The following is a 23180-nucleotide window of genomic DNA, read 5'->3' as shown; positions in this document are numbered from 1 at the left end:
TATCAGCTGGCGTAAGGAAAATTTCCCATGTGTACGAGTGCGTCACTAGCATACAGTTATTTATCCTCGCTGCGCTAAGCGTAACATGCGGTTTCCCCGATGGCTAGCATGAGCAGCCCAACCAACATGGTGGCGTAAACATCGATGAAGAATACCGAATAATCCGCCATATTTGATATGTATTATGCCATGCGTGTGACCAAAGCCCGCTGAGTGCAAAGTCAGTGTTTACTAATTGGAATACACCGTAAATGTTATCAATCAAAAATTTCACTGTGTGAACCAAGTTGCACCATTCTGAGCAGTTTTCACTAAGCCATTACGTTACCGCGTGCAAGCAACAAGCGTCATTGCTTCCAGACCAGATGCCGAGCTTGCGGATCCGGCCGGTCGTAGGTGTGTCTCTCACGGGTAGGGAGGGTTATTGGTTAATGCGTGAGTCAGCCGTCAGGCGCCGTTTCATGCCGTTTGAGAACTCCGTGACACGGGCGTAAGCCTTGTTGTCGAGCTGGGTGAATTCGAGCAGCGACGGCTTCGCGCATTGCCCGTGCATGCCAGAATGCCGAAGTACCAGGTAAGCACGCGTAGATTCTCGATGACGGAAAGTTCGGATGGAGAGCATCAAGTCGCGGCACGACACTCATGCGCGCACGGGCCCGCCGAGCCCATGAATGATGCCCGCATCCGGCGGTGCCATGCCGAGCAACATACGCAGTGTGGTCGTCTTGCCGGAGCCTTCGATTTGAGTAACCCATAGCCCTGCCCGTTCTGGCGGTAAATCAACAGGGCATCGATGACCATATTATTTGCATGGACTTTTTTTGACGCTGGTAAATTCAATCGCGTGTTTAGGCATCGAGGGCAGAGTCGGCATTGAGATCGATCCTGGCAATCGATTCCTGGATACGTGTTTTCCTGCATTTTTTGTTGATTCCGACGGTCGAAGATGCACGGATGGATTCACTTTTTGAACCAACGGAGGTCGACATCGCCAGCTATCGAACCATTTTGCTGTGCTACGATGGGTCGCGGGAAGGTCGCAAGGCAGTGGAAAAGCCGCAAGGCATTGTGTCAGGGAACCGAGCTGGCACTCGACCTTAGGGCGCAGACGCATGTGCTGGCTGTCGTGAACATGTGCTCGAGCATTGCGCAAAGCGCGGGGTTGATGACCGATGTGGCGTGCGGGCAGTTCGAGCAGGCGGCGCGGGACATTCTGCAGGACGGGGTGGATTGGCTCCAGAAACGGGGCCTGAGTGCGCATGGCCGTTTCGCATTGGGCAATCCGATTGACGAAATCACCCAGTGTGCGGAGCATATGCAGGCGGGTCTCGTCGTGGTCGGTCATCGTGCGCACCGGCTTGGCTCGCTGGTGGACAGGCCCGGAGAATACGTAGTTGCTGGACCGCGTTCGCTGCAGCATCCTGGTTGCCGTCTCGAGCGCGGGCGAAGCGAATGAAGTCGAGTTATCCACCGCTGCAGCGGCGGAAAGGGTTTGAGTTGTCGCGCTACGGTGTGGATTCACATGGGTCGGCCCCGTGTCGCAATGACCCGCATCATGAACCGTTGAGTTTGACTCCAACAAGTTGCCAGCTGAAAACGCCGGTTCGGTTAAAAATCATCCTATACGGCGGGTCCTTCGAATCAGTGCGGTATCGGACTACGAACTCGTTGAGGCCGCGATAGGCGGCACTCGCGCGAACTTCGCCGCTTACGGACGCGCCGGCCGCGGGCTGTCGGCCGCCTGGTGCGCTGGGGCCGGCGGAATCCGACGTACCGGAAACGGCTGCGCCGCGTGTCGCACTCGCTTGCGGAACCCGCACCGGGCCCGGCGGTGTCGTGTCGCTTGCCAAATCGCGCGGGGGCATGCCGGCTAGCAACGCGGCCACACCGTCTGGCGTTGCATAGACTTCGACAATCGGTGCGATTAACGCGGAACCGACCATCGTGCCGACACTGGCGACTGCCTGCGCCAGCGGCGAATCATCTGCATGCGCGCCGACCGCACGCGTGATCCGTGCATTGAGTTCCTGTTTCAAACTGGCACGCAATGCAGGGTAGTCGACGTATCGATTGACCGTCTCGGCGTCGCGCGCATCGGCTGCATGCTCCAGGCGGTTCAGGACGATATAAGGCGACGCGTAGCTGAGCACGCCTGCCACCCCGCTAGCCAGCGTCACCCCTGCGGCGACAAGACGCTTAAATGAGGCCGATGTCATATGCGCAGTTGTAGCGCGAACAAATTAATCCAGCAAACCGTGGGCAACCCCAGTCTCCTCTGCCGCGATATACCGGTCGATCATGCTGCAAACCGCATCGATATGGCCCACTAGTACCACGCGCGATGCACTGCGGTAGACGCGCACCGGTTCGTCCTCCCGCCATGGGCGACGACGGGCCGGTTCGGCCTGAGGCACGCCGTGGCGCAGCGGCACGCGCGCGAAAGCCGGTAAGCTAGATGGCAATTCCATGTACTCCCGCACGACGTGTGCCATGCCGTCGTGCATTGGTGCGGTCGGGCGCTGTGCCGGCGTCGCGCCGCCCATCAACAGACCGAACGAAGTGGCGGGGTGCGATGATGCACCGCATGGCACGAGGCCTCGCAGATGACGCAGGCGCCCGAACGCGCGTAACGGAAACAGGCGGGCAAGTCGTTTCATCGGTTTCTCCGTGTCGGTATTTAGAACGCGTTGGGGCGGATCAAGCCGACCGCAATGCCTTCCAATTCAAAATCTTCTTGTCCCGGGCTCACAATGATGTTCTCGTAATCCGGATTTTCTGCGATCAATTCGATGCCATTTACCAGCCGATGGAAGCGCTTGACCGTCACGTCGTCGCCCAGCCGCGCCACCACAATCTGGCCTTCTTTCACATCGTGCTGTTTCTGTACGGCCAGCAGGTCTCCGTCGAAGATGCCTGCATCGCGCATCGACATCCCGCGTACTTTCAGAAGATAGTCGGGCCGGCTCACAAACAGCGCTGGATCGCACGCGTAATGCTGCGCGATATGCTCCTGAGCCAGGATCGGACTGCCGGCCGCGACGCGACCGACCAGCGGCAGCGATAACTGCATGACCGCTGGATGTGGCAGCGTGTACTGGTGCGGTCCGTCTTCCATTGACAGCAATCGGATCCCGCGTGACGCACCCGCCGCCAGTTCGATCACCCCTTTGCGCGCCAACGCGCGCAAGTGCTCTTCGGCCGAGTTGGCTGAGCTAAAGCCGAGTTCTGCAGCGATCTCGGCGCGCGTCGGCGGAAAGCCGGTGCGCTCGATCGCGCGGCGGATCAAGTCGTAGACCTGCTGCTGACGGGCGGTGAGTTTAGTCATGAGGTTACTGTATGGATGAACAGGTTCCTGTATTTTTATACAGTATTCGCAGTATTTCAAGTGTTACTTGAAATCGTTGTCTGTTTGCTCGTGGCATAAATTGTTGGCGCGCCGCCCGGTCTCTTACGACTTTTGAATATAAAAGCATAAGGAACGATTATTTTTGATAATGAAACGCGTTCGTTAGACTTGGCCGGTCCTCACGACATCCACGGGCATACAAATGAGCGAACAGGTAACGGGGCGGGCGCGGCAGCGCGACAGTGCATCGGTGTGGCGGCGGTTAGCCGCGACATGGGTGCTGACGTGCGGCATCGTGGCCAGTGGCGCGGCCGTCGCGGACAGGACGCTACTCAATGTGTCGTATGACCCGACGCGAGAACTGTACCAGGACATGAATCAAGCGTTCGCAAAAGAATGGAAGGCCAAGACCGGCGAGACCGTATCGTTCAGACAGTCGCACGGCGGCTCGGGCGCGCAGGCGCGTTCGGTCATCGATGGCTTGCAGGCGGACGTTGTCACGTTGGCGCTGGCCTACGATATCGATGCGATCGCCAAGCAGGGATTGATTGACGCGGATTGGCAAAAACGCTTGCCGGACCATGCGGCGCCGTACACGTCGACGATCGTGTTCGTTGTGCGCAAGGGCAATCCGAAACGGATCAAGGACTGGGACGATCTGGTCAAGCCGGGCGTGTCCATCGTCACCCCGAACCCAAAGACTTCCGGTGGCGCACGCTGGAACTACCTGGCCGCATGGGCGTACGCGTTGCACCAGCCGGGTGGCAGTGAGCAAAAAGCGCGCGAGTTCGTCGCAAAGCTGTACAAGAATGCCGGTGTGCTCGATTCCGGCGCACGGGGTGCGACTACCAGCTTCGTGCAACGCGGTATCGGCGACGTGCTGGTCGCCTGGGAAAACGAAGCATTCCTGTCGCTCAAGGAGTTCGGGCCTGACCAATTCGAGATCGTGATGCCATCGGTCAGCATTCTGGCCGAACCACCGGTCGCGCTGGTCGACAAGGTGGTGGACCGCCGCGGCACGCGCAAGCTCGCGCAGGCTTACCTGAACTTTCTGTACACCGAGCAGGGCCAGCAGATCGCGGCAAAGCACTTCTATCGGCCGCGCTCGAGCAAGGTGCCCGACGCGCTGATCCGGCAGTTCCCAAAGCTTAAGTTGTACACGGTCAACGATACATTCGGCGGATGGGCGAAGGCTCAAAAAGTGCATTTTGCCGACGGTGGCGTATTCGATTCGATTTATCAGCCACAGTAAGCCGACGATGGCTGCCAGGCGGCGGCCCGCGGCCTGAGAGGGCTGCCGGCGTACGCCGAGCCCGAATCCCCTGGGTCGGGTGCGAGCGGTGCTTGGAGGCGAGTAGCAGGCATGAGTCGTTTTTATTTTCGCAAGCCCAGTGCGTTGCCCGGGTTCGATGTCACGTTCGGTATCACGGTCGCGTATTTGGGCCTAGTGGTGCTGGTCCCGCTTGCCGCGGCTTTCTTGAAGACGGCGACATTGACGTGGCCCGAGTTTGCGCGTGCCGTCGCGTCGCCGCGCGTGCTGGCCTCGTACCGGCTCACGTTCTGCGCGTCGCTGGGCGCCGCGCTGCTCAATGTGGTGTTCGGCTTTGTCGTAGCATGGGTGCTGGTGCGGTATGAGTTTGCGTTCAAGCGGCTTGTCGATGCGGTGATCGATCTGCCGTTCGCTTTGCCCACCGCGGTCGCTGGCATTGCGCTGGCCGCCGTCTATTCGGGTAACGGCTGGGTAGGCTCGCTGCTCGTCCCGCTTGGCATCAAGGTGGCATTCACGCCGCTCGGGGTGCTGGTCGCGCTGACCTTCATTGGATTGCCGTTCGTGGTCCGCACCGTGCAACCGGTGCTGGAGGAGTTCGAGCGCGAGCAGGAGGAGGCCGCTGCCTGCCTCGGTGCGACGCGCTGGCTGACCTTTCGCCGCGTGGTCCTGCCGTCGTTGCTGCCCGCGCTGCTGACGGGTTTTGCGCTCGCGTTTGCGCGTGCGCTCGGCGAATATGGCTCGGTGATTTTTATTGCGGGCAATATGCCAATGAAGTCTGAAATCACATCATTGTTGATCATTACGAAGCTGGAACAGTACGACTATGCAGGGGCGACGGCCCTGGCCGTCGTGATGCTGCTCGTATCGTTCGTGCTGCTGCTGACGATCAACACGCTGCAATGGGTGCTGCAGCGGCGCACGTCCAGTACGCGCTGCGCGACGCCACCCAGTGTCGCACCGTCCGTGGTCACGGCTGGCGAGGCGCGATGAGCCAGCAAGCCACTCAATCGGCGGTCGCAATCGATGCTGGCGTGCAGCCGAGGCGGGCATCGCGTGTAGACGTGACGACCGAGCCGCGTGCGGTACGGTGGGCGCTGACTGCGATCGCGCTGCTTTTTCTTGGCCTGTTCCTGGTGCTGCCGCTGGCCGCGGTGTTCTATCAGGCGCTAGCCAAGGGCGTGGGGGTCTATCTGGACGCCTTGACCGACGCGGATGCACTGTCGGCGATCAAGCTGACATTGATCACGGCGGTGATCGCTGTGCCGCTGAACGTTGTATTCGGCTTATGCGCGTCATGGGCGATCGCAAAGTTCGAGTTCCGCGGCAAGAGTCTACTGACTACGCTGATTGACTTGCCATTTTCGGTCTCGCCGGTGATCTCCGGGCTGATCTACGTGCTGATGTTCGGTGCGCAAGGCTGGTTTGGCCCGTGGCTACAAGATCGCAACGTGCAGATTATCTTCGCGGTGCCAGGCATCGTGCTGGCGACGGTGTTCGTCACGTTTCCATTTGTCGCGCGCGAATTGATCCCGCTCATGCAGGCGCAGGGCGCCGACGAGGAGGAGGCGGCCCGTGTGCTGGGCGCCTCCGGCTGGCAGATCTTTTGTCGCGTGACGCTGCCCAACGTTAAGTGGGGCCTGTTATACGGCGTGATCTTGTGCAATGCCCGCGCCATGGGCGAGTTTGGTGCAGTCTCGGTGGTTTCTGGCCACATTCGCGGGCAGACCAACACGATGCCCTTGCACGTGGAAATTCTCTACAACGAATACAACTTCGTCGCCGCGTTCGCGGTCGCGTCGCTACTGGCGTTGCTTGCGCTGGCGACGCTCGCGTTGAAATTGATCGCGCAACGCCGGCTCACCCAGACGTCGAGCGAGCCGGCAGCTAGCTAGCCATCCACGCGGAAATTGATATGGGCATCATTGTTCGCAACTTGCAAAAGCACTTTGGCGATTTCACCGCGCTCGACAATGTGTCGCTAGAATTCCCGTCCGGCGAACTGGTCGCGCTACTCGGGCCGTCCGGCTGTGGCAAGACCACGCTGCTGCGTGTGATTGCAGGCTTGGAGTATGCGGATGTGGGGCAGGTTGTGCTGCATGGGCAGGACGTGAACGACGTCGGCGCGCGCGAGCGTCAGGTCGGCTTTGTGTTCCAGCACTATGCGCTGTTCCGTCATATGACGGTGTTCGAGAATGTCGCGTTCGGGCTGCGTGTGAAGCCGCGCCGCGAGCGCCCCTCAGAGGCGCAAATTCGGGAAAAGGTCCACGAGTTGCTCAAGCTCGTGCAACTGGATTGGCTCGCGCAACGCTATCCGTCTGAGTTGTCGGGCGGACAGCGCCAACGCATTGCGCTGGCGCGCGCGCTTGCGGTCGAGCCCAAGGTGCTATTGCTCGACGAGCCGTTCGGCGCGCTCGATGCCAAGGTGCGCAAGGAGCTGCGCAGCTGGTTGCGGCGTCTGCACGACGACCTGCATATCTCGACCCTCTTCGTGACGCACGATCAAGAGGAGGCACTCGAGGTTGCGGATCGAATCGTGGTGCTCAATCATGGCCGCGTCGAGCAGATCGGCAGTCCGCAGGACATCTACGACCACCCGGGTAGTGCGTTCGTCTATGAATTTCTCGGCGCGGCGAACCGGCTGTCCGGCACACTGGGCGAACAGGGCTTCGTGCCGCACGGCGAAGGCGCACGGATTGCCGCGCAGGGTGACTTCAGCGGACCAGCGCTTGCCTTTGTGCGACCGCACGATCTACAACTGTTGCCGCAGGCGGGCGCCGCGCAGGACGGCATCCGCGTGGACGTGCGGCGGATCGTGCCGCTGGGCGGCTCGGTGCGCGTTGAGCTTCAGGCTCAGGCTGGCCAGACGCTGGAAGCGCAGCTCGATCGTGACGCATGGCGCGCGCTGGGGCTGGCCGTCGGCGACGGCGTGACCGCGGTGCCGCGTGCCGTGCGGGTGTTTCCCGCGCAACGATGAGAACTGAGAAAACGAAATGAACTTCCAGCAACTGCGTTTCGTGCGCGAGGCTGTGCGCCAGAACATGAATTTGACCGAAGTGGCAAATGTACTGTATACGTCGCAATCGGGGGTCTCCAAGCAAATCAAGGATCTCGAGGACGAACTCGGTGTCGATATCTTCATCCGCCGGGGCAAGCGGCTCACTGGTTTGACGGAGCCTGGCAAGGCCGTGCACACGTTGATTGAGCGCATGTTGCTCGATGCGGAAAACCTGCGCCGCGTCGCGCGGCAGTATGCAGATCAGGACACCGGCCACCTGGTGGTCGCCACTACGCACACGCAAGCGCGCTACTCGTTGCCCAAGGTCGTGCATCGTTTTAAGGAGATGTATCCGAAGGTCCATCTCGCGCTGCGCCAGGGCAGTCCGCACCAGATCGCGCAGATGGTCATCAACGGCGACGCGGACATCGGCATCGCAACTGAGGGCCTGGACCGCTACGGCGAGATCGTGACATTTCCAGGCTACTCGTGGCATCACACCGTCGTGGTGCGAAGTGAGCATCCGCTCGCGACCCAGCCCGCAGTGACGCTGGAGGACATTGCCGACTACCCGATCATCACGTACGATCAGGATTTCACGGGACGCTCGCACGTGGACCAGGCGTTCGTGCGGGCCGGTGTTGCGCCGGACATAGTGCTGACGGCGATCGACGCGGACGTGATCAAAACATACGTCGAACTGGGACTGGGCGTGGGCATTGTCGCTGCGATGGCGTACGATCCGAAGCGAGACAGTGAGTTGGTCGCGCTGGACACGCAGCACTTGTTCGAGCCGAGCACGACCCGCGTCGGACTGCGCAAGGGCGCGTTCCTGCGCGCCTATGCATACCGGTTGATTGAGATGTTCGCACCCCACTTGACCGAGGCCCAGGTATCCGGCCAGTTGCGCGAAGCCGCCTGACGGCGCGAACGCACCGATGAACGGCATGTGGCTGACTCGGCGGCACGCCGCGGTTTAGGTCTGCCGTGTTCGCAGCGGGCGTCGCATGTTACGTTCGGCGCCGTGTGAGCGCCGGTTTGCGATCGAGCAAAATTGCGGAAGGATCGCGGTGCGCGCCCGGCTGGCGAACACCAGGAAGCCGACGCCGTTGGCCTCGTACCAATAGCCGCCGTGCTCGAGCCCGTCCAACGGCTGCTCTAACGCATGGGCCACCGATTCGATACAGCGCCGGCGCAGCTCGGCCGCACGCGGGTAGGGCGGCTGCGCGCCGCGCACCGTGCAAATTAGCACGTCCAGGCCCGGCAGCGCATGCGGATACAGTACGGGTTCGTCCTGAGCGCGGGCGCGCGCGATCTTAGTGTCGAGTTGCGCGAACGGCTTGCAGCCAGCGAGTTGGGTCAAAAAGGACTCATCGCTACATGCGTGTCTGCGCTTTTTTGGAGTGGACATGGTATTCATCTCAAACGGCATGGATGGAATGAAAAGACGGCGGCTGCGGCAAACACAGCGGCGGTCGTCGCGCAGGCGTTCCGATCTTTATAGCATATTGACCGATTTCAAAAAATGAATCCGGATCATGTCGCCGCGAGCTTGCTCCGCGATTGAAATATCGGCGTGCAAGGCCGATAATCGTTCGCTGGCCGGCACTGGACCCGTAATGTGACGCCGGCCTTCGACAAGGGGACATGCATTGACGTTCGAGCGGATGCCGGTTGGCGCATGAGGCTCTTTACCAAGGGACTATTGCTCGTCGCGGTGCCGGTAGTGTGCGAACTGGCGCTGTTGGTCGCGTTATTCGGCGTGGAACGGCAAGTGGCCGACGCCGAACGATGGGCGTTGCAATCCAAAAAGGTAATCAACCAGGCCGAGGCGCTGCTTGGTCCGTTGCTGCGCCAGGCGTCGCAATTGCGCACGGGGATTATCGTCGGTGATCCGTCGTTCGCGGACAAGCGCGCGACATGGGTCGAGCTGGCCGACCGGCTGAATGCGCTCGAGGCGACGGTAGCCGATAATCCTGAGCAGACCGGCCGCATTGCGCGTATGCGCGAGACAATCGACCGGTATCGCAAGCTGACGCAGCGTGTAGCTGAGCAATTGCGCGAAGGTGAGCGCCAGCGCGTCATCGAGGCATACCGCGGTGAGGAAATGCCGCGCGAGATCAATGAATTTCGCAGCGAGTTGGGCGACTTTGTCGATGCGGAGAACAAGCTACAGGCGGATCGTAACGCTCAGTTGCAAGGCTCGCTGAAGACGCAACAGTTCATGCTCTGGTTTGCGGTGAGCGTGTCGCTGCTGATTGCGGTGATCACAGCGCTTGCGTTTGCGCGACACATCGGCCAGCGGATCGAGGTTTTGACGATGAACGCGCTGCGCCTGGGCACGGGCGAGCCTCTAGGCGCCCCGTTGGGTGGCTGCGACGAAATCGCACAGCTTGACGAGGTGCTGCACGATACGAGCCGCAAACTGGTACGGGCCGAACGTGAGCACGCATTGTTGAAGGCCGACTTGCAACGACGCACCGGTGAGCTTGCGCAGGTCAACGAGGAATTGCGTCAACAGACGCAGGACAATGAGATGTTTATTTACAGCGTGTCGCATGATCTGCGCTCGCCATTGGTGAATCTGCAAGGGTTCTCGCGCGAGTTGAAGGTCTCGGCCAGCGAGTTGCGCGAGACGATTGGCGAGCTGGATCTGCCCGTGGCCGAGCGTGAGCGGCTGCAGCGCATCGTTGACGGCGAGATTCAGGAGTCGATCGGTTTCCTGCAAAGCGCGGTCACCCGCGCGGGCGGCATCATCGAGGCATTGCTGCGGTTGTCGCGCGCGGGTCGGGTCGAGTACCAGTGGGCGCTGGTGGACATGAGCGCTGTATTGCAGCGGATAATCGGGGCGCTGAAAGGCCAAACGGCGGCGAACGGCGCACGCGTGCTGGTTCAGCCGCTGCCACCGGCATGGGGCGATGCTGGCGCGATCGAGCAAATTTTCGGCCAGTTGGTCGGTAATGCATTTGCTTACCTAGATCCGTCCCGCTGTGGCGTGATCGAGGTCGGTTGGATCAATCCGGGCGGTGACAGCGACTTGTCACAAGCCGCCGCGCCCACGGCGCACGTCGTGCAGCCTGGGCCGAACGGTCGCATCGCCACGGTGCGGCTAGCTGGCACGGGCGAGCGCCATCGCGTCTATTATGTAAGAGACAACGGGCGCGGCATTCCGGCGGCGTCGCTGCCAAAGGTATTCAGCGCGTTCCAGCGGCTGCATACGGATGCGGGCCCTGGCGATGGAATCGGGCTTGCGCTGGTCAAGCGGATGGTGGAGCGCCATCGCGGACGTGTCTGGGTCGAGTCGGCCGAAGGCGCGGGATCGACGTTCTACGTTGCATTACCTGCGCACGCGCCGCTGGGCATGGCGTACCCGGGAGGTGTCGCGATCGGTCGCGCACCAGAGGTGAAAAATCAAGACAGCGGCAAACGTTTGCCTTACTGGGCACAGCGCGAGGCGGGCATGGCTGCTCTCCATGTACTGACCGCGCACCGGGTTGAGGACGCCGGTTTCGGTCCGTATGCCGGTGCATACAATACTTCTTGGGAAAAATCATGACAATCGGGGAGACGGTCAGCATCATCCTAATCGAGGATGACGATGGCCATGCGACACTGGTCGAGCGCAATCTGCGCCGCGCAGGCCTGACTAATGGCTTTAAGCGGCTGTCCGACGGTCACCAGGCGCTAGACTATTTCTTCGGTCCCGAGCCGCTTGGCGATCTGCGCAACTGCGTGGTGCTGCTGGATCTGAAGATGCCGCGCGTGGACGGGGTCGAGGTGCTGCGCCGTCTGAAGGAATCGCCGCAGACCGCGTCGCTGCCGGTCATCGTGCTCACGACCACCGACGATCCGCGCGAAATCGAGCGGTGCTACGAACTCGGCTGCAATGTCTATATCACCAAGCCGGTCGAATACGATGCATTCATCGAGGCGGTCAGGCGGCTGGGCTTCTTCCTGCAGGTCGTAAAGCTGCCATGCAGCGTGCGGCCGAGCGCACGCTGACCACGTCCCGGAGCCATCATGTCCAGCGACGCTCACGTGCTGGTGCTCGACGATGACGAGGGCATCTTACTGCTTGCGGCGCGCGCGTTGCGGCGGGTCGGCTATCGTGTCAGTGCATGTTCGACGGTGCAGCAGGCGCTCGATTGCATTGGCGAGCCGTTGCCGGATCTGCTCGTGCTCGACTACCGGCTCGGTACGCCACAAACCGGACTGGATTTTTTCCGCGGATTGGTTGCACGCGGGATCAAGCTGCCGGCTATCCTGGCGACAGGCTTTTCGGACGAGTCGCGGATCATCGAGGCGTTGCGTGCCGGTGTGTCCGATGTGGTGCCAAAAGCGGCCGATTACCTCGATTACCTGCCCGAGGCCGTCGAACGTGCGTTGAACGAAGCGCAGATGCGGCGTGTCGTGGCGGAGTCTGAGCGGATGCGCGATCGCGAGCGGCACTATCGGACTATTGCCGAAGCGCTGCCGCATCTGGTCTGGACTTGCACGCCGGGCGGCGAATGCGATTTTCTGTCTAGGCAATGGTCCGATTACACCGGAATGCCGGCTGGCGAAGAACTGGGTGCCGGGTGGTTCGACGCGGTACATGTCGATGATCTTCCCATGCTGCGTGATGCATGGCGACAGACCGTCGGGCGGGGTGCGGATAGCTTCATTCGCGAGGTGAGGCTGCGGCGCCATGACGGCGTATATCGCTGGTTTTGCTTGCGAGGTACGGCATTGCGCGAAGCGGACGGGCGCATTGCGAAGTGGTTCGGCACGTGTACGGACATCCAGGATCAGCGCGAGGCGAGCGACGAGCGTGAGCGGCTGCTCCAGTCCGAGCAGGCGGCGCGGCAGGCGGCCGAAGAGGCCAATCGTGCGAAGGACCGTTTTCTCGCGATGCTGTCGCACGAGTTGCGCACGCCACTCACGCCGGTGCTGGCCAGTGCGCGAATGCTCGAGCGCGCTCGTGACGTTCCCGAGCCGGTGCGCTCGGCCATGAAGATCATTCGACGCAATATCGAGTTGGAGGCTCGCCTGATCGACGATTTACTGGACTTGACGCGAGTGGCCAACGGTAAGCTGTTGCTGGCGCTGGAGACTGTGGATGTGCACGAACTCATCGATGCGGTGCTGGAAATTTTTCGCAGCGACATCCAGGTCAAGCAATTGCGCGTGGAACTGGATTGCACTGCACAGCACCGCTTCGTCCGCGCCGACCGCGCGCGATTGCAGCAGATGTTATGGAACTTGATCAAGAACGCGGCCAAGTTTACGCCCGAGCATGGCCGCATCGTGCTGCGCACGCGCGATGCCGAGGTGCCATCTGAAACCGGTGCGCCGCAGATCCAGATTGACGTGCAAGATAGTGGTATCGGCATCGCGCCGGAGCAACTGGGGCGACTATTCAACGCATTTGAGCAGGGTGGGCAGCATACCACCCAGCAGTACGGTGGCCTGGGGCTAGGCCTGGCCATCACCAAGGCGCTGACCGACGTGCATGGCGGGACGGTGCACGCTGCCAGTGAGGGATTAGGGCGCGGCGCCACTTTTACGATCGTGTTGCCTAGTGTCGGGGCACCTGGGCCGGTGATGGAGCGCGGCACGATCGCGGCGGCGCCGCAGCGTGCCACGCTGGACATCCTGCTGGTCGAAGACCATCAGGACACAGCCGACGTGATGGCTCAGCTCATCGCGGGCTTTGGCCACAACGTGATCGCGACCGGGACCGTGGCCTCGGCGCTGCAGGCCGCACGGCAGCGGCACTTCGATCTTGTGGTCAGCGATATTGGCTTGCCCGATGGTACGGGGCTAGACCTGATCACGGCGTTGCGCGGCATCGAGACCGGCGCACACGTGCCGGCGGTGGCGCTGACCGGCTATGGCTCGGATGACGACGTGCGCCGCTGTCTGGAGGCCGGCTTTATGTCGCACCTGACCAAGCCGGTCAACTTCACGCTGCTCGAAGGCCTGATCGAGGAGATCGCGATGGCCAAGGGCAGCGGTGACGCATTGTCCACGCCTACCACTTGACGCCGTGACGTTGCGGCGCCTGCCGCGCGCCACGCGGGACCTTGTGTAGGCGTGTCAGTCGCGCTTTTGCAGTTTGTCGCGGATCTTGCGCAGCAATGCGATATCTTCGGGTGGTGCTGCCAGGGTTGCCCCGACCCCAGCGGCGTCAAGCGCTCAAGCGATGTAAGCGACCCAGGCGACTCAACCGGCGCTGGCGGTACGGCGTGGGACTGGCAGTTGCATGCCGACGCCGAGTCGGTTCCAAGCATTGATCACCGCGATCGCGAAAGTCAGGTCGGCAATTTCCGTGTCGCTGAAGTGAGCTTTCAGTGCCTGGAAATCGGCATCGGCTGGATGGCCGCCAGGTAGTGTGGTCAGGCGCTCGGCCCAGTTCAGCGCTGCGCTCTCCCGCGCATCGAATAGCTCGGTCTCGCGCCAGGTTGGCATGCTGAGCAGGCGTTGCATGTTTTCACTTTGCTGGAGCAGGTCGTGTGAATGCATGTCGACGCAAAACGCACATCCGTTGATCTGCGATACACGGAGGAACACAAGATCACACAGCTTCTGGCCGAGCGTGGAACGTCCCAGTGCGGCATTGACCGATGCCAATGCAAGATAGGCGTCCTTGGACAGTTCACGGTAAGGCAGGCGAGGTTGGCTCATCATGGTTTCCTTTCACGTCAATGGACTATGAGCCTTTATCGTAGGCGGCGGATGGGTTATCGTAAAAGGCCAAAAACGGTTTAAATGAGTAGGCCATGATGCGAGCTGGAGCAGGGCGATGACAGCGGAGCACGGCGGCAAGCGGGCCATGGCGCGCGAATGTCGGACCAGCACGATGCCGGCGGCCGAGTGGGCCTGCACGCTAGAGCTAGACCGCCGGTGCGGCGAGCCCATGTATCGGCAGCTGGTCACCCGGCTTCGTGAGGGCATTTTGGACGGCCGATTGCCCGCCGGCATGCGGCTGCCGTCCACGCGTGCGCTTGCCACGCAACTCAATACTGCCCGTGGTACGGTTGAACTGGCCTACGAGTTGCTCGCGGCGGAAGGGTTCATCGAGACGCGCGGCGCGGCCGGCACCCGGATCAATGCACGACTCCCGCCACAGCATGGGCCGACGAAGCCCGCGCCTGCACCGTCGGCCGACAGTGCATCAGTGAGTGCCCCGATAGCCGTGGCGCCGTTGCAAATGGGACTGCCCGCGTTGGATTTGTTCCCGCGCAAGCTGTGGGCCCGGGTAGCGAGTCACGAAGGGCGCGTGTTGGCCGCGGAAGCGTTCAGTTACGGCGATGCGCAAGGACAGTTCCGCTTGCGTCATGCGATTGCCGGCTATCTTGCGATAGCGCGCGGAATCGACTGTGACCCTGCCAGAATCATTATCACGAACGGGTATCATGGCGCGCTTGGACTGCTGATGACGGCGTTATTGCCGGCGACGGCGTCGCGCCCGATTTGGTTTGAGGATCCCGGCTACCGACGGGCACGCGACGCATTAAGGCTGGCCGGCGCGCAATTGGTTGGCGTGCCAATTGACGACGAAGGACTGGATGTCGACGCAGGCGTGGCGAAGGCACCACGGGCCTGCATGGCATTCGTCACGCCTTCGCACCAGGCGCCGCTGGGAGTATCGCTGTCATTGCCGCGGCGGCTCGCGTTGCTGGACTGGGCGGTGCGCGCCAACGCGTGGGTCGTCGAGGACGACTATGATGGGGAATTTCGCTACTCAGGCCGACCGTTGCCCGCGCTGGCAAGCCTGGACGGCGGCGAGCGCGTGCTCTACGTTGGCTCCTTCAGCAAGGTGCTCGCGCCCGGCCTGCGGCTCGGCTATATCGTCGCGCCGCCAACGCTCGCCGGGCACTTGGCCAAGGTGGCCGCGTTGCTGGCCCCGCCCCCGGCCCTGACACTGCAGGAAAGCATCGCAGCCTTCATCGAAGCCGGACATTTCAGCCGGCACATTCGCCGGATGCGCGCCGCGTATGCGGTGCGCCGCGACGCACTTGCCGCGGCGTTGCACCGTCGTGTCGGCGGTGTATTGGATATTTCGCCCAGCGTCGGCGGTATGCATCTGATCGGCTGGCTGCGTGAGTGCTCCGCGCCACGCGACGGCTCGTTGGCGAACGACGTGTTGCTGGCCCGGGCAGCGGTGCGCAGCGGCCTCGCACCCGATGCGCTGTCGCAGTGGTATTTGCATCAGCGGCGACGTGACGCGTTGTTAATGAGCTTTACCAACGTGCTGCCGGAACGGGCCGACGACGTTGCCGTCAAGCTAGCCACCGCATTCGAGCGACCTTACGCGTGATGGCTGCCGAGGAATTGCCGCAGTTCTGCCAGCACCCGAGCCAGGTCCTCCTTCATCGGGGTGTGTTCGTCTGTGCATTGGCCGAACATCACGGAGCGTTCGCGGCAATGCGCGGCGTGGTCCGTCGCGTGCAGGGTAGGCGTCGCGCCGGAAATGGCCGACGACGTGCCGCGGATGCAATAGATGCCGTGATGGCTGCATGACAGCTTGGACGAAGTCTACTCGCGGATCGTCGTATACCTGCTTCACCTGTTGCAAGACTACATCCATACGCCGGCGCGCCGCGAGGTGTTGCTGGATACGGCGCAGCGTTTCATCGTGCGCATGTTCGCCGGCGGGTACATACTGCAGTCGTAGTCGTAGTCGTAGTCGTAGTCGTAGTCGTAGTCGTAGTCGTAGCCGCAATAGACGTCCAATCGGCTGCGCGCAATGCGTGGGCTGTTGCGCGCAATGCGTGGCTGTTCAGGTCCAGTTCGAGTCGTCGTTGTCGCCGACATCGATGCTACTGCCCGCGTCGTCGTCCCAATCGTCGTTGCCGCAGCCGACATCGAATCCCGGGTCGGGCTGTACGCCAGGATTGCCTTGCCGGCGCTCGTCGTCAACGATCACTTCACGCTCAATCACCCGCTCGCGGCTGCCCCCGAGCATCTGACCGAGCAGCACGCCGGTCAACAGCCCGCCCATGCCACCTCCAACGCCGCCCGGTTGCTGCACGATCACGGTCGGTTGCGTCGGCGGTGGCGGTGGCGCCGCGCCGCCCGGCGCTTGGCCGAACCTTTCGGCTTCCTGGGCATACACGGACGGGTTCCCGCTGCTTGGCAGCGTACCGGTGCCGGCATTGCCCGCGGCCGCATTGGGATCGGGGCGTCCTTCAGTGCGAGCTCGGGTGCTGTTCAGGCGACGCTCGAGATCCTCGAGCACATAGTCGGGCACCGGGCTGCCATTGTTCGCAAGCTTGTCGGTCAACTCGCGCAACGCGGTTTCGATCACGTCGACTTCGACAAGCAGCGCTTCGTGTCCCGGCGCCGTCGAGAGGCGCACATCGAGCTTGAGCGAGCGCGCCGCGTTCAGCAGTTCGGTCGCGCGCTTGAGTTGCGCGCGGCGCTGTTCCTGCGCGCGGCTGTCATCGTTCGAACGTGCGCGCAACACGGTGCGCCACACCAGCAGCACGACCAATGCGAGCACGATAACGAAGCCGATCCACATGCCGATCGATGGGCCGTGGCGCGGCGCGTGCACAGGCGGCGTGATGGGCGCCACCGCCGTGCCGGCGGTGCCAGGCAGCATCGCGGGCGCAGACGGTGCCGGCCCACTGCGCGACACTGCACGTTCGGCCTGTTGCTGCACGTGCGCCTCGATAGCGTTGAACTGTGTGGCGCTGGAGGCAAAGCGCAGTTCAGGGTCAAGCGCCCGCGCTTTCTGAAGTTCGGCCAGCGCGTCCGGGGCTCGGCCTTCCCGGGCGAGTACCTGGCCGTACAGGTAGTGCACATGGGCGCTGTTCGGATGCGTGCGCAACACTTCGACGAGCTGGCTGTGTGCTTGCTGCCAGTTGCCTCGTGCAATCGCGTTGTCGACGTCGCGCGTGCTGGGCACCGCAAAGGCGGCAGCCGACGCTGCGATGGCGGCGCCGGCTAGGATGATCGCCAGGAGTTTCTTCATCGTTCGATCGGGCCATGGATCGGCCGTACAGGGGTGCGCCGGAGCGTGGCGCATGCGGTTTACGACTGGGCGGTCATGCCGAGTTGCTTCTTCAGCGCCTCGAGACGATCGTCGACGGAGGGCCCCTTGGACAGCGCGGCCAGCTTGTCATCCAGCGCTTTGCCGCTACGCTCGTCAGCCGAGTTCAGTCGCGAGTCGGAGCGCGCGTTCTGCAGCGCGACTTTGTCCTCGAGTTTCTGAAAGTCTTCTGCAAGGTTTTGGCCGCCGATGCCGCCTAGCGCGGTAGCCGCCGTATCCTTCGCTTGCGCGATCTGCTGCTTGGCTTGCAGGATATTCGAGCGTGCATTCAGGTCGTTGCGACGTTCGCGCATCGCGTTGATTTGCTGCTTGAGCTGTCCCACCGACGGCTCTAGTGCCGCCAGTTCCTTCGCAATCGCGTCGCGTTCGGCCTGCGCATTCGCCTGGGCACTGAGTGCTTCGCGGGCCAGGGCTTCATCGCCGGATTGCAGCGCGCGTTTCGCCCCCTCTTCGTATTTCTTCACCTTGTCATCGGCGACGTCGCGCTTGCTGCGCTGCATCGCGACCTGCGCCTCGATCTCGATCAGCGAGTTCTCTGCCTTCGCGATGCTGTCGTCGAGTTCGCGTATGATCTGCCGCGCGTCTCGCGACGGATCCTGGACCGATTCGGCTGCGTCGTTTAGCAGACCCTTGAGCGTCCGGGAGATGGTGTTCAGTAGCGACATGAATTCCTCCGTTGATTGGACCGCGCACGAGCATTGACCGTCGCGAATATGGGGGCTGGGCGGGTGGTTGCAAGAGCCGCACTTGTCGCGCCGTTGGCCGGCTCGCGTGCAGGCTACGCCTGTGCTTTGACGGGTTGATGGCGGATTTGTTGCACCGCCGCGCTGCCTGATGTGCGGATCATACGCGACGTGGCTGCGACGCGGTGCGGCAGCGCGCATCAGCAATTGCTTACAAAAAAGTCGGGGGGAGCGCCGCGTGCACGCATTAAAATGCGCGTTTTGTCGCGACGCCGCAATCCGCACGGGGCGGTAACATCATGCGCGTCGATGAGACCGCGGTGTTATCTTGACATGCCTACCGTAAAACGACCCGATCCGTCCGATCCTCAACGCGGCGAGCGCCGCGCGTCACCGACGCGGCAGCATGCCGCGGCACGCCAGCGGGGTGGGCCGCGCTCGCTGACTGCCTCGTGCATGATGGGCTTGGCCAGCCTGGTGGCGGCTGCCGCAGTGATCGGCGCACTGGCGCTGGGCTACGCGCTGGTTGTGATGGGACCCAAGCTGCCATCGCTGGACGTGTTGACCGACTATCGCCCTAAGGTGCCATTGCGCGTTTACACGGCCGACCACGTGTTAATCGGCGAATTCGGCGAGGAGCGCCGCAGCCTTGTGCGAATCCAGGACACGCCCGACGTGATGAAGAAGGCCGTGCTGGCGATCGAGGACTATCGGTTCTACAAGCACGGCGGCGTGGACTTCATCGGTATCCTGCGCTCGGGCATCACGGACCTCGTGCATGGCGGGCGGACGCAGGGCGCGAGCACGATTACGATGCAGGTAGCGCGCAACTTCTTCCTGTCCAGCGAAAAAACCTATACGCGCAAGATCTACGAGATGTTGCTCGCCTATAAGATCGAGGCGGCGCTGTCCAAGGATCAAATTCTCGAGTTGTACATGAATCAGATCTATCTCGGTCAGCGCGCGTACGGATTTGCCGCGGCGGCCCGCGTGTACTTCGGCAAGGACCTGAAGGACATTACGCTAGCGCAGGCCGCCATGCTGGCGGGATTGCCGAAGGCGCCGTCCGCCTACAACCCCATCGTCAATCCCAGGCGTGCGAAGGTGCGGCAAGAGTACATTTTGAAGCGCATGCTTGAGTTGCGCTACATCACGCAGGACCAATACGACCAGGCGATCCACGAAGACTTGCACGTGCGTACGGCGGGCAACGAATACAATGTGCACGCGGAATACGTCGCCGAAATGGTGCGCCAGGCGATGTACGCGCAATATCGCGACGAGGCCTATACGCGCGGGCTGACGGTCACGACGACGATCGACTCGGCGGATCAGGCCGCCGCCTACGACGCAGTGCGCAAAGGGGTGCTCGACTACGAGCGCCGCCATGGCTATCGCGGACCCGAGGCGGGCATCGAACTGCCGCCCGCCGGCGATGAGCGCGACCAGGCGATCGAGGACGCGCTCGTCGACCATCCGGACAACGGTGATCTGCTTGCCGCTGTGGTCATTGACGCGAGTCCGCGGCAGGTCGATGCGCAGTTGTCCGATGGCACTGTTGTGCAGATGAGCGGCGACGGGCTGCGGTTTGCCGCAGGCGCACTGTCGCCCCGCGCGTCGGCGTCAGTGCGGATCCGGCCCGGCTCGGTGATCCGCATCGTGCGCGAGGCGAACGGTCGGGCCTCGATTACGCAGCTGCCGCAGGTCGAGGGTGCGCTCGTATCGGTCACGCCGCAGGACGGTGCGATCCGCGCGCTGGTCGGCGGCTTCGATTTCAACAAGAACAAGTTCAACCACGTCACGCAGGCGTGGCGGCAACCGGGCTCGAGCTTTAAGCCGTTCGTTTATTCGGCCGCGTTGGAAAAAGGGCTGGGCCCGGCAACCATCATCAACGACGCGCCGTTGTATTTTCCGCCGACGACACCGGGTGGGCACGCGTGGGAACCGAAGGATGATGACCAGCCCGAGGGCCCGATGCCGATGCGTGTGGCGTTGCAGAAGTCCAAGAACCTGGTATCGATCCGGATTCTGTCGTATATCGGCACGCAGTACGCGCAGCAATACGTGACCGAGCGGTTCGGCTTCGATCCTGACAAGACGCCACCCTACCTGCCGATGGCGCTGGGCGCGGGACTGGTGACGCCGCTGCAGTCGGCGGCAGCCTATTCGGTGTTCGCAAACGGTGGCTATCGAGTCAATCCGTATTTGATCGCGCAGGTCGACGATGCGCACGGCGAGCCGTTGTTGAAGGCCCAGCCGCTGGTGGCCGGCCAGAATGCACCGCAGGTGATTGCCCCGCGCAACGCGTATGTGATGAACAGCCTGTTGCATTCGGTCGCGTCGGCGGGCACCGGCTCGGGAACCAACATGTTGCATCGCGGCGACCTGGCCGGCAAGACCGGGACGACCAACGACGCCAAGGACGGCTGGTTCGCTGGCTATCAGCACACCCTGGTCGCGGTCGCATGGATGGGCTATGACCAGCCCAAAACGCTCGGCAGCCGCGAATTCGGTGCGCAGCTGGCGCTGCCAATCTGGGTCCAGTACATGGGACGCGCGCTGCGCGGCGTGCCGCAGTACCAGGCGCCAATGCCTGAAGGGTTGACAACGATCGATGGTGAGCTGTTCTACGCGGACAAGACGCCGGGTAACGGCTTTATCGCGTCGATCGGACTCGACGCGAACGCGCCGGCCGGTGCAAGCGATTCGAACGCACAGTTCGGCACGGTGGGGCCGGGTGGTATGCAACCGCCGACGCCGCCGCCCGATGTGAATTCGGCGGAGCGCCAGCAGATCATGAACCTGTTCGACGACAGCAAGCCGTAATGCGCGCTGCGCCGCCGGGTCACCCGCGTACGCGCTAACGAAGGAAGCTTTCTGCGCGAATGTGGACATCGGCACTGGTGAAGTCATCAGTGTATTGCACCGGTGTCCTCACAGCAGTGAATACCTGCAGTTCCTGCGCATGATCGACGCCAGCGTGCCCGCCGAAATGGATGTGCTTGTGCATCGTGGCTCAATCAGCTCGAACATGGGCACGTTGGCAGCTTGTCCGTCACCCGCTGCGTCGACACCGCTGCAACTGAGGTTGCCTGCTGCTGCGGGCGCCAGCACCAACGCGCTGCGCAGTGGCCCGACGACGTAACACAACTTGCCGGCAGAGTGAATTGTACGAATTGGCGAGCATCTATTGCGCAAAGACATCACGATCCTGCGCAAGCTGCAGCACGATCACCCCGGGCAGGATCCGGACAGTACAGCCGCACTCGGGAGCGACGCGTGCGGCACTGGCGGGCAATCTCCGGCCCACCAAGAAAAGTCTTTTCCCGCAGCAGCACAAGCGTGGCGCACAAGGCCTGTCGGATTTTACCGACATGGCTGGACTACGTGACGATCGCCGGCGCGCCATTCGATCACCGGCTGTATCATTTCGTGCTGACCTTCTCGCGCTGGGAATATGTCCATGTCGCCAAAGGAGGCGAGAGCTTCGAGGCGTTATCCACTGACTTACAAAACACGCTGTAGCTGCCTAGGAGTTGTCCGCGCAAGCATCGCATGCTGCACACGCGCAACAATCGCGATCAGGCCCCCAAGAATGGCTATGGGCTGATATCACTCCTGTGTCAGGCTGGAGGGCGGCACCATGGACGTGGCTTGAAGTGATTAATGAACGGCGATAGGAGCTTTTAATGCTGGAATTTTCGACTTTGGGCACCTTTGTCGTGGTCGTGCTCGGGCTGTTGTTGATTCCCGGGCCAGCCGTGCTGCTGGTGCTCACGCGCACAGTACAAGGCGGTCGCAAAATCGGCGTATTCACTGGGCTCGGTGTGGCGGCCGGAGATCTTATCCACACGCTTTGTGCAGCAGTGGGCCTATCCGCGTTGCTGATGACCTCGGCGCTGGCATTCAATATCGTTAAGTTGGCCGGCGTCGCGTATCTACTGTATCTTGGGGTGCAGGCCTTGCTCGAGAAATCGACGCTTGGGTATGCGCGCACGCCGAGGCCGGCTGCGGTTCCACCTAAGAAAGCCTTTGTTCAAGCGATGCTGGTCGAGGTGCTAAATCCAGAAGTCGCATTGTTTTTTCTTGCATTCCTGCCACAGTTTGCGCATCCGGAGCGCGGTGCGACGTTTTGGCAGTTCATCGTGCTCGGGCTGATCTTTGTCGCCATAGGTACGTTGTACTTGACGGCTGTAATTTTTTCGATACGCTCGCTTGGCCGCATCATGTCACGTTTGCACTGGCTGCGCCGCTGGGAGAAAAAGATTATTGGCATCATCTTCGTCCTGCTTGGACTGAAGCTGGCGATGCAGCAATAATAGGTTTGATTTGGCGCAACGCAATGCGTAGCGCCGCCTGAGGCTGCGGGTCCAACTGTCAAACGGGTTTATCGCACCCGATAATGCGCCGACTTCGACCACCGCTGCCTACGCATACTGGCCTCTGCGGACCCGGCGGCGTTACAGGTTTGCTTCATCCTTCGGGATCGGGCAAAGCCCGATGAACCACTCTTAAGCGTTGGAGCCTGCACCAAACCCGGTGCGGTGCACTGCTTGCTGCCAATGATGACCTGCTGCTTGCAGCGTGGCTGGGTCACCCCCTCACCGGTGAGGAATGGCACGTCATGGGTCGCTCGCCGCGGTCTGATCGATGGGAATTCGCGTCTGGGGTGCCTTCACCGGATCCTTAAAGTGTCCCGGCTGGAAACGGGATGTACCCGATCAACATGGTGGCGCCGGGCCGATCGTTTCTTCATGCCTTCACGCTCGCGGTCCGCCGTCATAACCTGAGGTTTACCCACAAATATGGGTCACTCGTTTTGCCTGAAGATGCGATACATCTTGGTG

Annotated in this window: 20 protein-coding genes and 2 pseudogenes; 15 read left to right on the top strand and 7 right to left on the bottom strand. The window is 62.0% G+C overall.

Going from position 1 to position 23180, the window contains the following annotated elements; translation table 11 throughout:
- Positions 1-987: 987 nt before the first annotated feature.
- A pseudogene (locus KPG66_RS07920) lies at positions 988-1496 on the top strand (universal stress protein).
- 57 nt (positions 1497-1553) lie between these two features.
- On the opposite strand, the gene KPG66_RS07915 reads toward KPG66_RS07920, so the two are convergent.
- The 3 genes from KPG66_RS07915 to lexA are packed head-to-tail and all read right to left on the bottom strand — an operon-like array spanning position 1554 to position 3325.
- Entirely contained in the window at positions 1554-2216 is a 663-nt protein-coding gene (locus KPG66_RS07915; protein ID WP_013435555.1) for a DUF2939 domain-containing protein, read from the bottom strand.
- A 24-nt stretch (positions 2217-2240) separates the two neighbouring features.
- Entirely contained in the window at positions 2241-2657 is a 417-nt protein-coding gene (locus KPG66_RS07910) for a hypothetical protein (protein ID WP_013435554.1), read from the bottom strand.
- Positions 2658-2677: 20 nt separating this feature from the next.
- Positions 2678-3325 carry a transcriptional repressor LexA gene (lexA, locus tag KPG66_RS07905; protein ID WP_041753623.1) on the bottom strand — a complete coding sequence of 216 codons (648 nt, stop codon included), beginning with the start codon at positions 3323-3325 and terminating at the stop codon, positions 2678-2680.
- 223 nt (positions 3326-3548) lie between these two features.
- On the opposite strand from lexA, the gene KPG66_RS07900 reads away from it, so the two are divergent.
- From KPG66_RS07900 to KPG66_RS07880, 5 genes are all read left to right on the top strand, one after another.
- Positions 3549-4598: a sulfate ABC transporter substrate-binding protein gene (locus KPG66_RS07900; protein ID WP_013435552.1), complete on the top strand. Its 1050-nt coding sequence runs from the start codon at positions 3549-3551 to the stop codon at positions 4596-4598.
- 111 nt (positions 4599-4709) lie between these two features.
- Positions 4710-5606: a sulfate ABC transporter permease subunit CysT gene (gene cysT, locus KPG66_RS07895; RefSeq protein WP_013435551.1), complete on the top strand. Its 897-nt coding sequence runs from the start codon at positions 4710-4712 to the stop codon at positions 5604-5606.
- On the top strand, positions 5603-6508 hold the full coding sequence (gene cysW / locus KPG66_RS07890; protein ID WP_049786391.1) for a sulfate ABC transporter permease subunit CysW: 906 nt from the start codon (positions 5603-5605) through the stop codon (positions 6506-6508). The genes cysT and cysW overlap by 4 nt, the downstream gene beginning before the upstream one ends.
- Before the next feature lie 20 nt (positions 6509-6528).
- Positions 6529-7590: a sulfate/molybdate ABC transporter ATP-binding protein gene (locus tag KPG66_RS07885; protein WP_013435549.1), complete on the top strand. Its 1062-nt coding sequence runs from the start codon at positions 6529-6531 to the stop codon at positions 7588-7590.
- A 16-nt stretch (positions 7591-7606) separates the two neighbouring features.
- A complete protein-coding gene (locus KPG66_RS07880) occupies positions 7607-8533 on the top strand; it encodes a CysB family HTH-type transcriptional regulator (protein WP_013435548.1) in 927 nt (308 codons plus the stop codon).
- A gap of 129 nt (positions 8534-8662) precedes the next feature.
- Here KPG66_RS07880 and KPG66_RS07875 read toward each other — a convergent pair.
- Positions 8663-9022: pseudogene (locus tag KPG66_RS07875) on the bottom strand (hypothetical protein); the annotation flags it as partial.
- A 270-nt stretch (positions 9023-9292) separates the two neighbouring features.
- Here KPG66_RS07875 and KPG66_RS07870 point away from each other — a divergent pair.
- Genes KPG66_RS07870 through KPG66_RS07860 form a run of 3 tightly spaced genes read left to right on the top strand, consistent with a single transcriptional unit; the run spans position 9293 to position 13635 of the window.
- Entirely contained in the window at positions 9293-11167 is a 1875-nt protein-coding gene (locus tag KPG66_RS07870; RefSeq protein ID WP_237070564.1) for a sensor histidine kinase, read from the top strand.
- Complete coding sequence (locus KPG66_RS07865; protein ID WP_041753621.1) at positions 11164-11613, top strand: response regulator; 450 nt, start codon at positions 11164-11166, stop codon at positions 11611-11613. The genes KPG66_RS07870 and KPG66_RS07865 overlap by 4 nt, the downstream gene beginning before the upstream one ends.
- 18 nt (positions 11614-11631) lie before the next feature.
- Positions 11632-13635, top strand: coding sequence for a response regulator (locus tag KPG66_RS07860; RefSeq protein WP_237070563.1), 2004 nt, complete (start codon positions 11632-11634; stop codon positions 13633-13635).
- 180 nt (positions 13636-13815) lie between these two features.
- Here KPG66_RS07860 and KPG66_RS07855 read toward each other — a convergent pair whose 3' ends face one another.
- The gene (locus KPG66_RS07855; protein WP_013435541.1) at positions 13816-14280 is read right to left on the bottom strand and encodes a carboxymuconolactone decarboxylase family protein; all 465 of its coding nucleotides are present in this window, start codon (positions 14278-14280) and stop codon (positions 13816-13818) included.
- Positions 14281-14395: 115 nt separating this feature from the next.
- On the opposite strand from KPG66_RS07855, the gene pdxR reads away from it, so the two are divergent.
- Both pdxR and KPG66_RS07845 read left to right on the top strand, forming a co-directional pair.
- The gene (pdxR, locus tag KPG66_RS07850; RefSeq protein WP_013435540.1) at positions 14396-15913 is read left to right on the top strand and encodes a MocR-like pyridoxine biosynthesis transcription factor PdxR; all 1518 of its coding nucleotides are present in this window, start codon (positions 14396-14398) and stop codon (positions 15911-15913) included.
- A 207-nt stretch (positions 15914-16120) separates the two neighbouring features.
- On the top strand, positions 16121-16270 hold the full coding sequence (locus KPG66_RS07845) for a hypothetical protein (RefSeq protein WP_237070562.1): 150 nt from the start codon (positions 16121-16123) through the stop codon (positions 16268-16270).
- A gap of 105 nt (positions 16271-16375) precedes the next feature.
- Here the strand turns inward: KPG66_RS07845 and KPG66_RS07840 are convergent, their stop codons facing one another.
- Positions 16376-17572 carry a tetratricopeptide repeat protein gene (locus KPG66_RS07840; RefSeq protein WP_237070561.1) on the bottom strand — a complete coding sequence of 399 codons (1197 nt, stop codon included), beginning with the start codon at positions 17570-17572 and terminating at the stop codon, positions 16376-16378.
- Positions 17573-17631: 59 nt separating this feature from the next.
- Positions 17632-18315: a PspA/IM30 family protein gene (locus tag KPG66_RS07835; protein WP_237070560.1), complete on the bottom strand. Its 684-nt coding sequence runs from the start codon at positions 18313-18315 to the stop codon at positions 17632-17634.
- Positions 18316-18666: 351 nt separating this feature from the next.
- On the opposite strand from KPG66_RS07835, the gene KPG66_RS07830 reads away from it, so the two are divergent.
- From KPG66_RS07830 to KPG66_RS07815, 4 genes are all read left to right on the top strand, one after another.
- Positions 18667-21159 (top strand): penicillin-binding protein 1A, encoded by a 2493-nt coding sequence (locus tag KPG66_RS07830; RefSeq protein WP_237070559.1) that lies wholly within the window; start codon positions 18667-18669, stop codon positions 21157-21159.
- A gap of 61 nt (positions 21160-21220) precedes the next feature.
- Positions 21221-21478, top strand: coding sequence for a hypothetical protein (locus KPG66_RS07825; RefSeq protein ID WP_237070558.1), 258 nt, complete (start codon positions 21221-21223; stop codon positions 21476-21478).
- Positions 21479-21675: 197 nt separating this feature from the next.
- The gene (locus KPG66_RS17900) at positions 21676-21858 is read left to right on the top strand and encodes a hypothetical protein (protein ID WP_442929423.1); all 183 of its coding nucleotides are present in this window, start codon (positions 21676-21678) and stop codon (positions 21856-21858) included.
- Positions 21859-22022: 164 nt separating this feature from the next.
- Entirely contained in the window at positions 22023-22652 is a 630-nt protein-coding gene (locus tag KPG66_RS07815; RefSeq protein ID WP_013435502.1) for a LysE family translocator, read from the top strand.
- The last annotated feature ends 528 nt before the right edge of the window (positions 22653-23180 follow it).

The organism is Mycetohabitans sp. B2 (genome assembly GCF_021733735.1).
GTDB classification, from domain to species: Bacteria; Pseudomonadota; Gammaproteobacteria; order Burkholderiales; family Burkholderiaceae; genus Mycetohabitans; species Mycetohabitans rhizoxinica.
The sequence above is the reverse complement of the archived record's forward strand: the minus strand, read 5'-3'. Positions and strand labels throughout refer to the sequence as shown.

Coding starts and splice junctions, on each gene's coding strand:
- KPG66_RS07915 (WP_013435555.1), bottom strand. CDS start 2,216: ATGACATCGGCCTCATTTAAGCGTCTTGTCGCCGCAGGGGTGACGCTG.
- KPG66_RS07910 (WP_013435554.1), bottom strand. CDS start 2,657: ATGAAACGACTTGCCCGCCTGTTTCCGTTACGCGCGTTCGGGCGCCTG.
- lexA (WP_041753623.1), bottom strand. CDS start 3,325: ATGACTAAACTCACCGCCCGTCAGCAGCAGGTCTACGACTTGATCCGC.
- KPG66_RS07900 (WP_013435552.1), top strand. CDS start 3,549: ATGAGCGAACAGGTAACGGGGCGGGCGCGGCAGCGCGACAGTGCATCG.
- cysT (WP_013435551.1), top strand. CDS start 4,710: ATGAGTCGTTTTTATTTTCGCAAGCCCAGTGCGTTGCCCGGGTTCGAT.
- cysW (WP_049786391.1), top strand. CDS start 5,603: ATGAGCCAGCAAGCCACTCAATCGGCGGTCGCAATCGATGCTGGCGTG.
- KPG66_RS07885 (WP_013435549.1), top strand. CDS start 6,529: ATGGGCATCATTGTTCGCAACTTGCAAAAGCACTTTGGCGATTTCACC.
- KPG66_RS07880 (WP_013435548.1), top strand. CDS start 7,607: ATGAACTTCCAGCAACTGCGTTTCGTGCGCGAGGCTGTGCGCCAGAAC.
- KPG66_RS07870 (WP_237070564.1), top strand. CDS start 9,293: ATGAGGCTCTTTACCAAGGGACTATTGCTCGTCGCGGTGCCGGTAGTG.
- KPG66_RS07865 (WP_041753621.1), top strand. CDS start 11,164: ATGACAATCGGGGAGACGGTCAGCATCATCCTAATCGAGGATGACGAT.
- KPG66_RS07860 (WP_237070563.1), top strand. CDS start 11,632: ATGTCCAGCGACGCTCACGTGCTGGTGCTCGACGATGACGAGGGCATC.
- KPG66_RS07855 (WP_013435541.1), bottom strand. CDS start 14,280: ATGATGAGCCAACCTCGCCTGCCTTACCGTGAACTGTCCAAGGACGCC.
- pdxR (WP_013435540.1), top strand. CDS start 14,396: ATGACAGCGGAGCACGGCGGCAAGCGGGCCATGGCGCGCGAATGTCGG.
- KPG66_RS07840 (WP_237070561.1), bottom strand. CDS start 17,572: ATGAAGAAACTCCTGGCGATCATCCTAGCCGGCGCCGCCATCGCAGCG.
- KPG66_RS07835 (WP_237070560.1), bottom strand. CDS start 18,315: ATGTCGCTACTGAACACCATCTCCCGGACGCTCAAGGGTCTGCTAAAC.
- KPG66_RS07830 (WP_237070559.1), top strand. CDS start 18,667: ATGCCTACCGTAAAACGACCCGATCCGTCCGATCCTCAACGCGGCGAG.
- KPG66_RS07815 (WP_013435502.1), top strand. CDS start 22,023: ATGCTGGAATTTTCGACTTTGGGCACCTTTGTCGTGGTCGTGCTCGGG.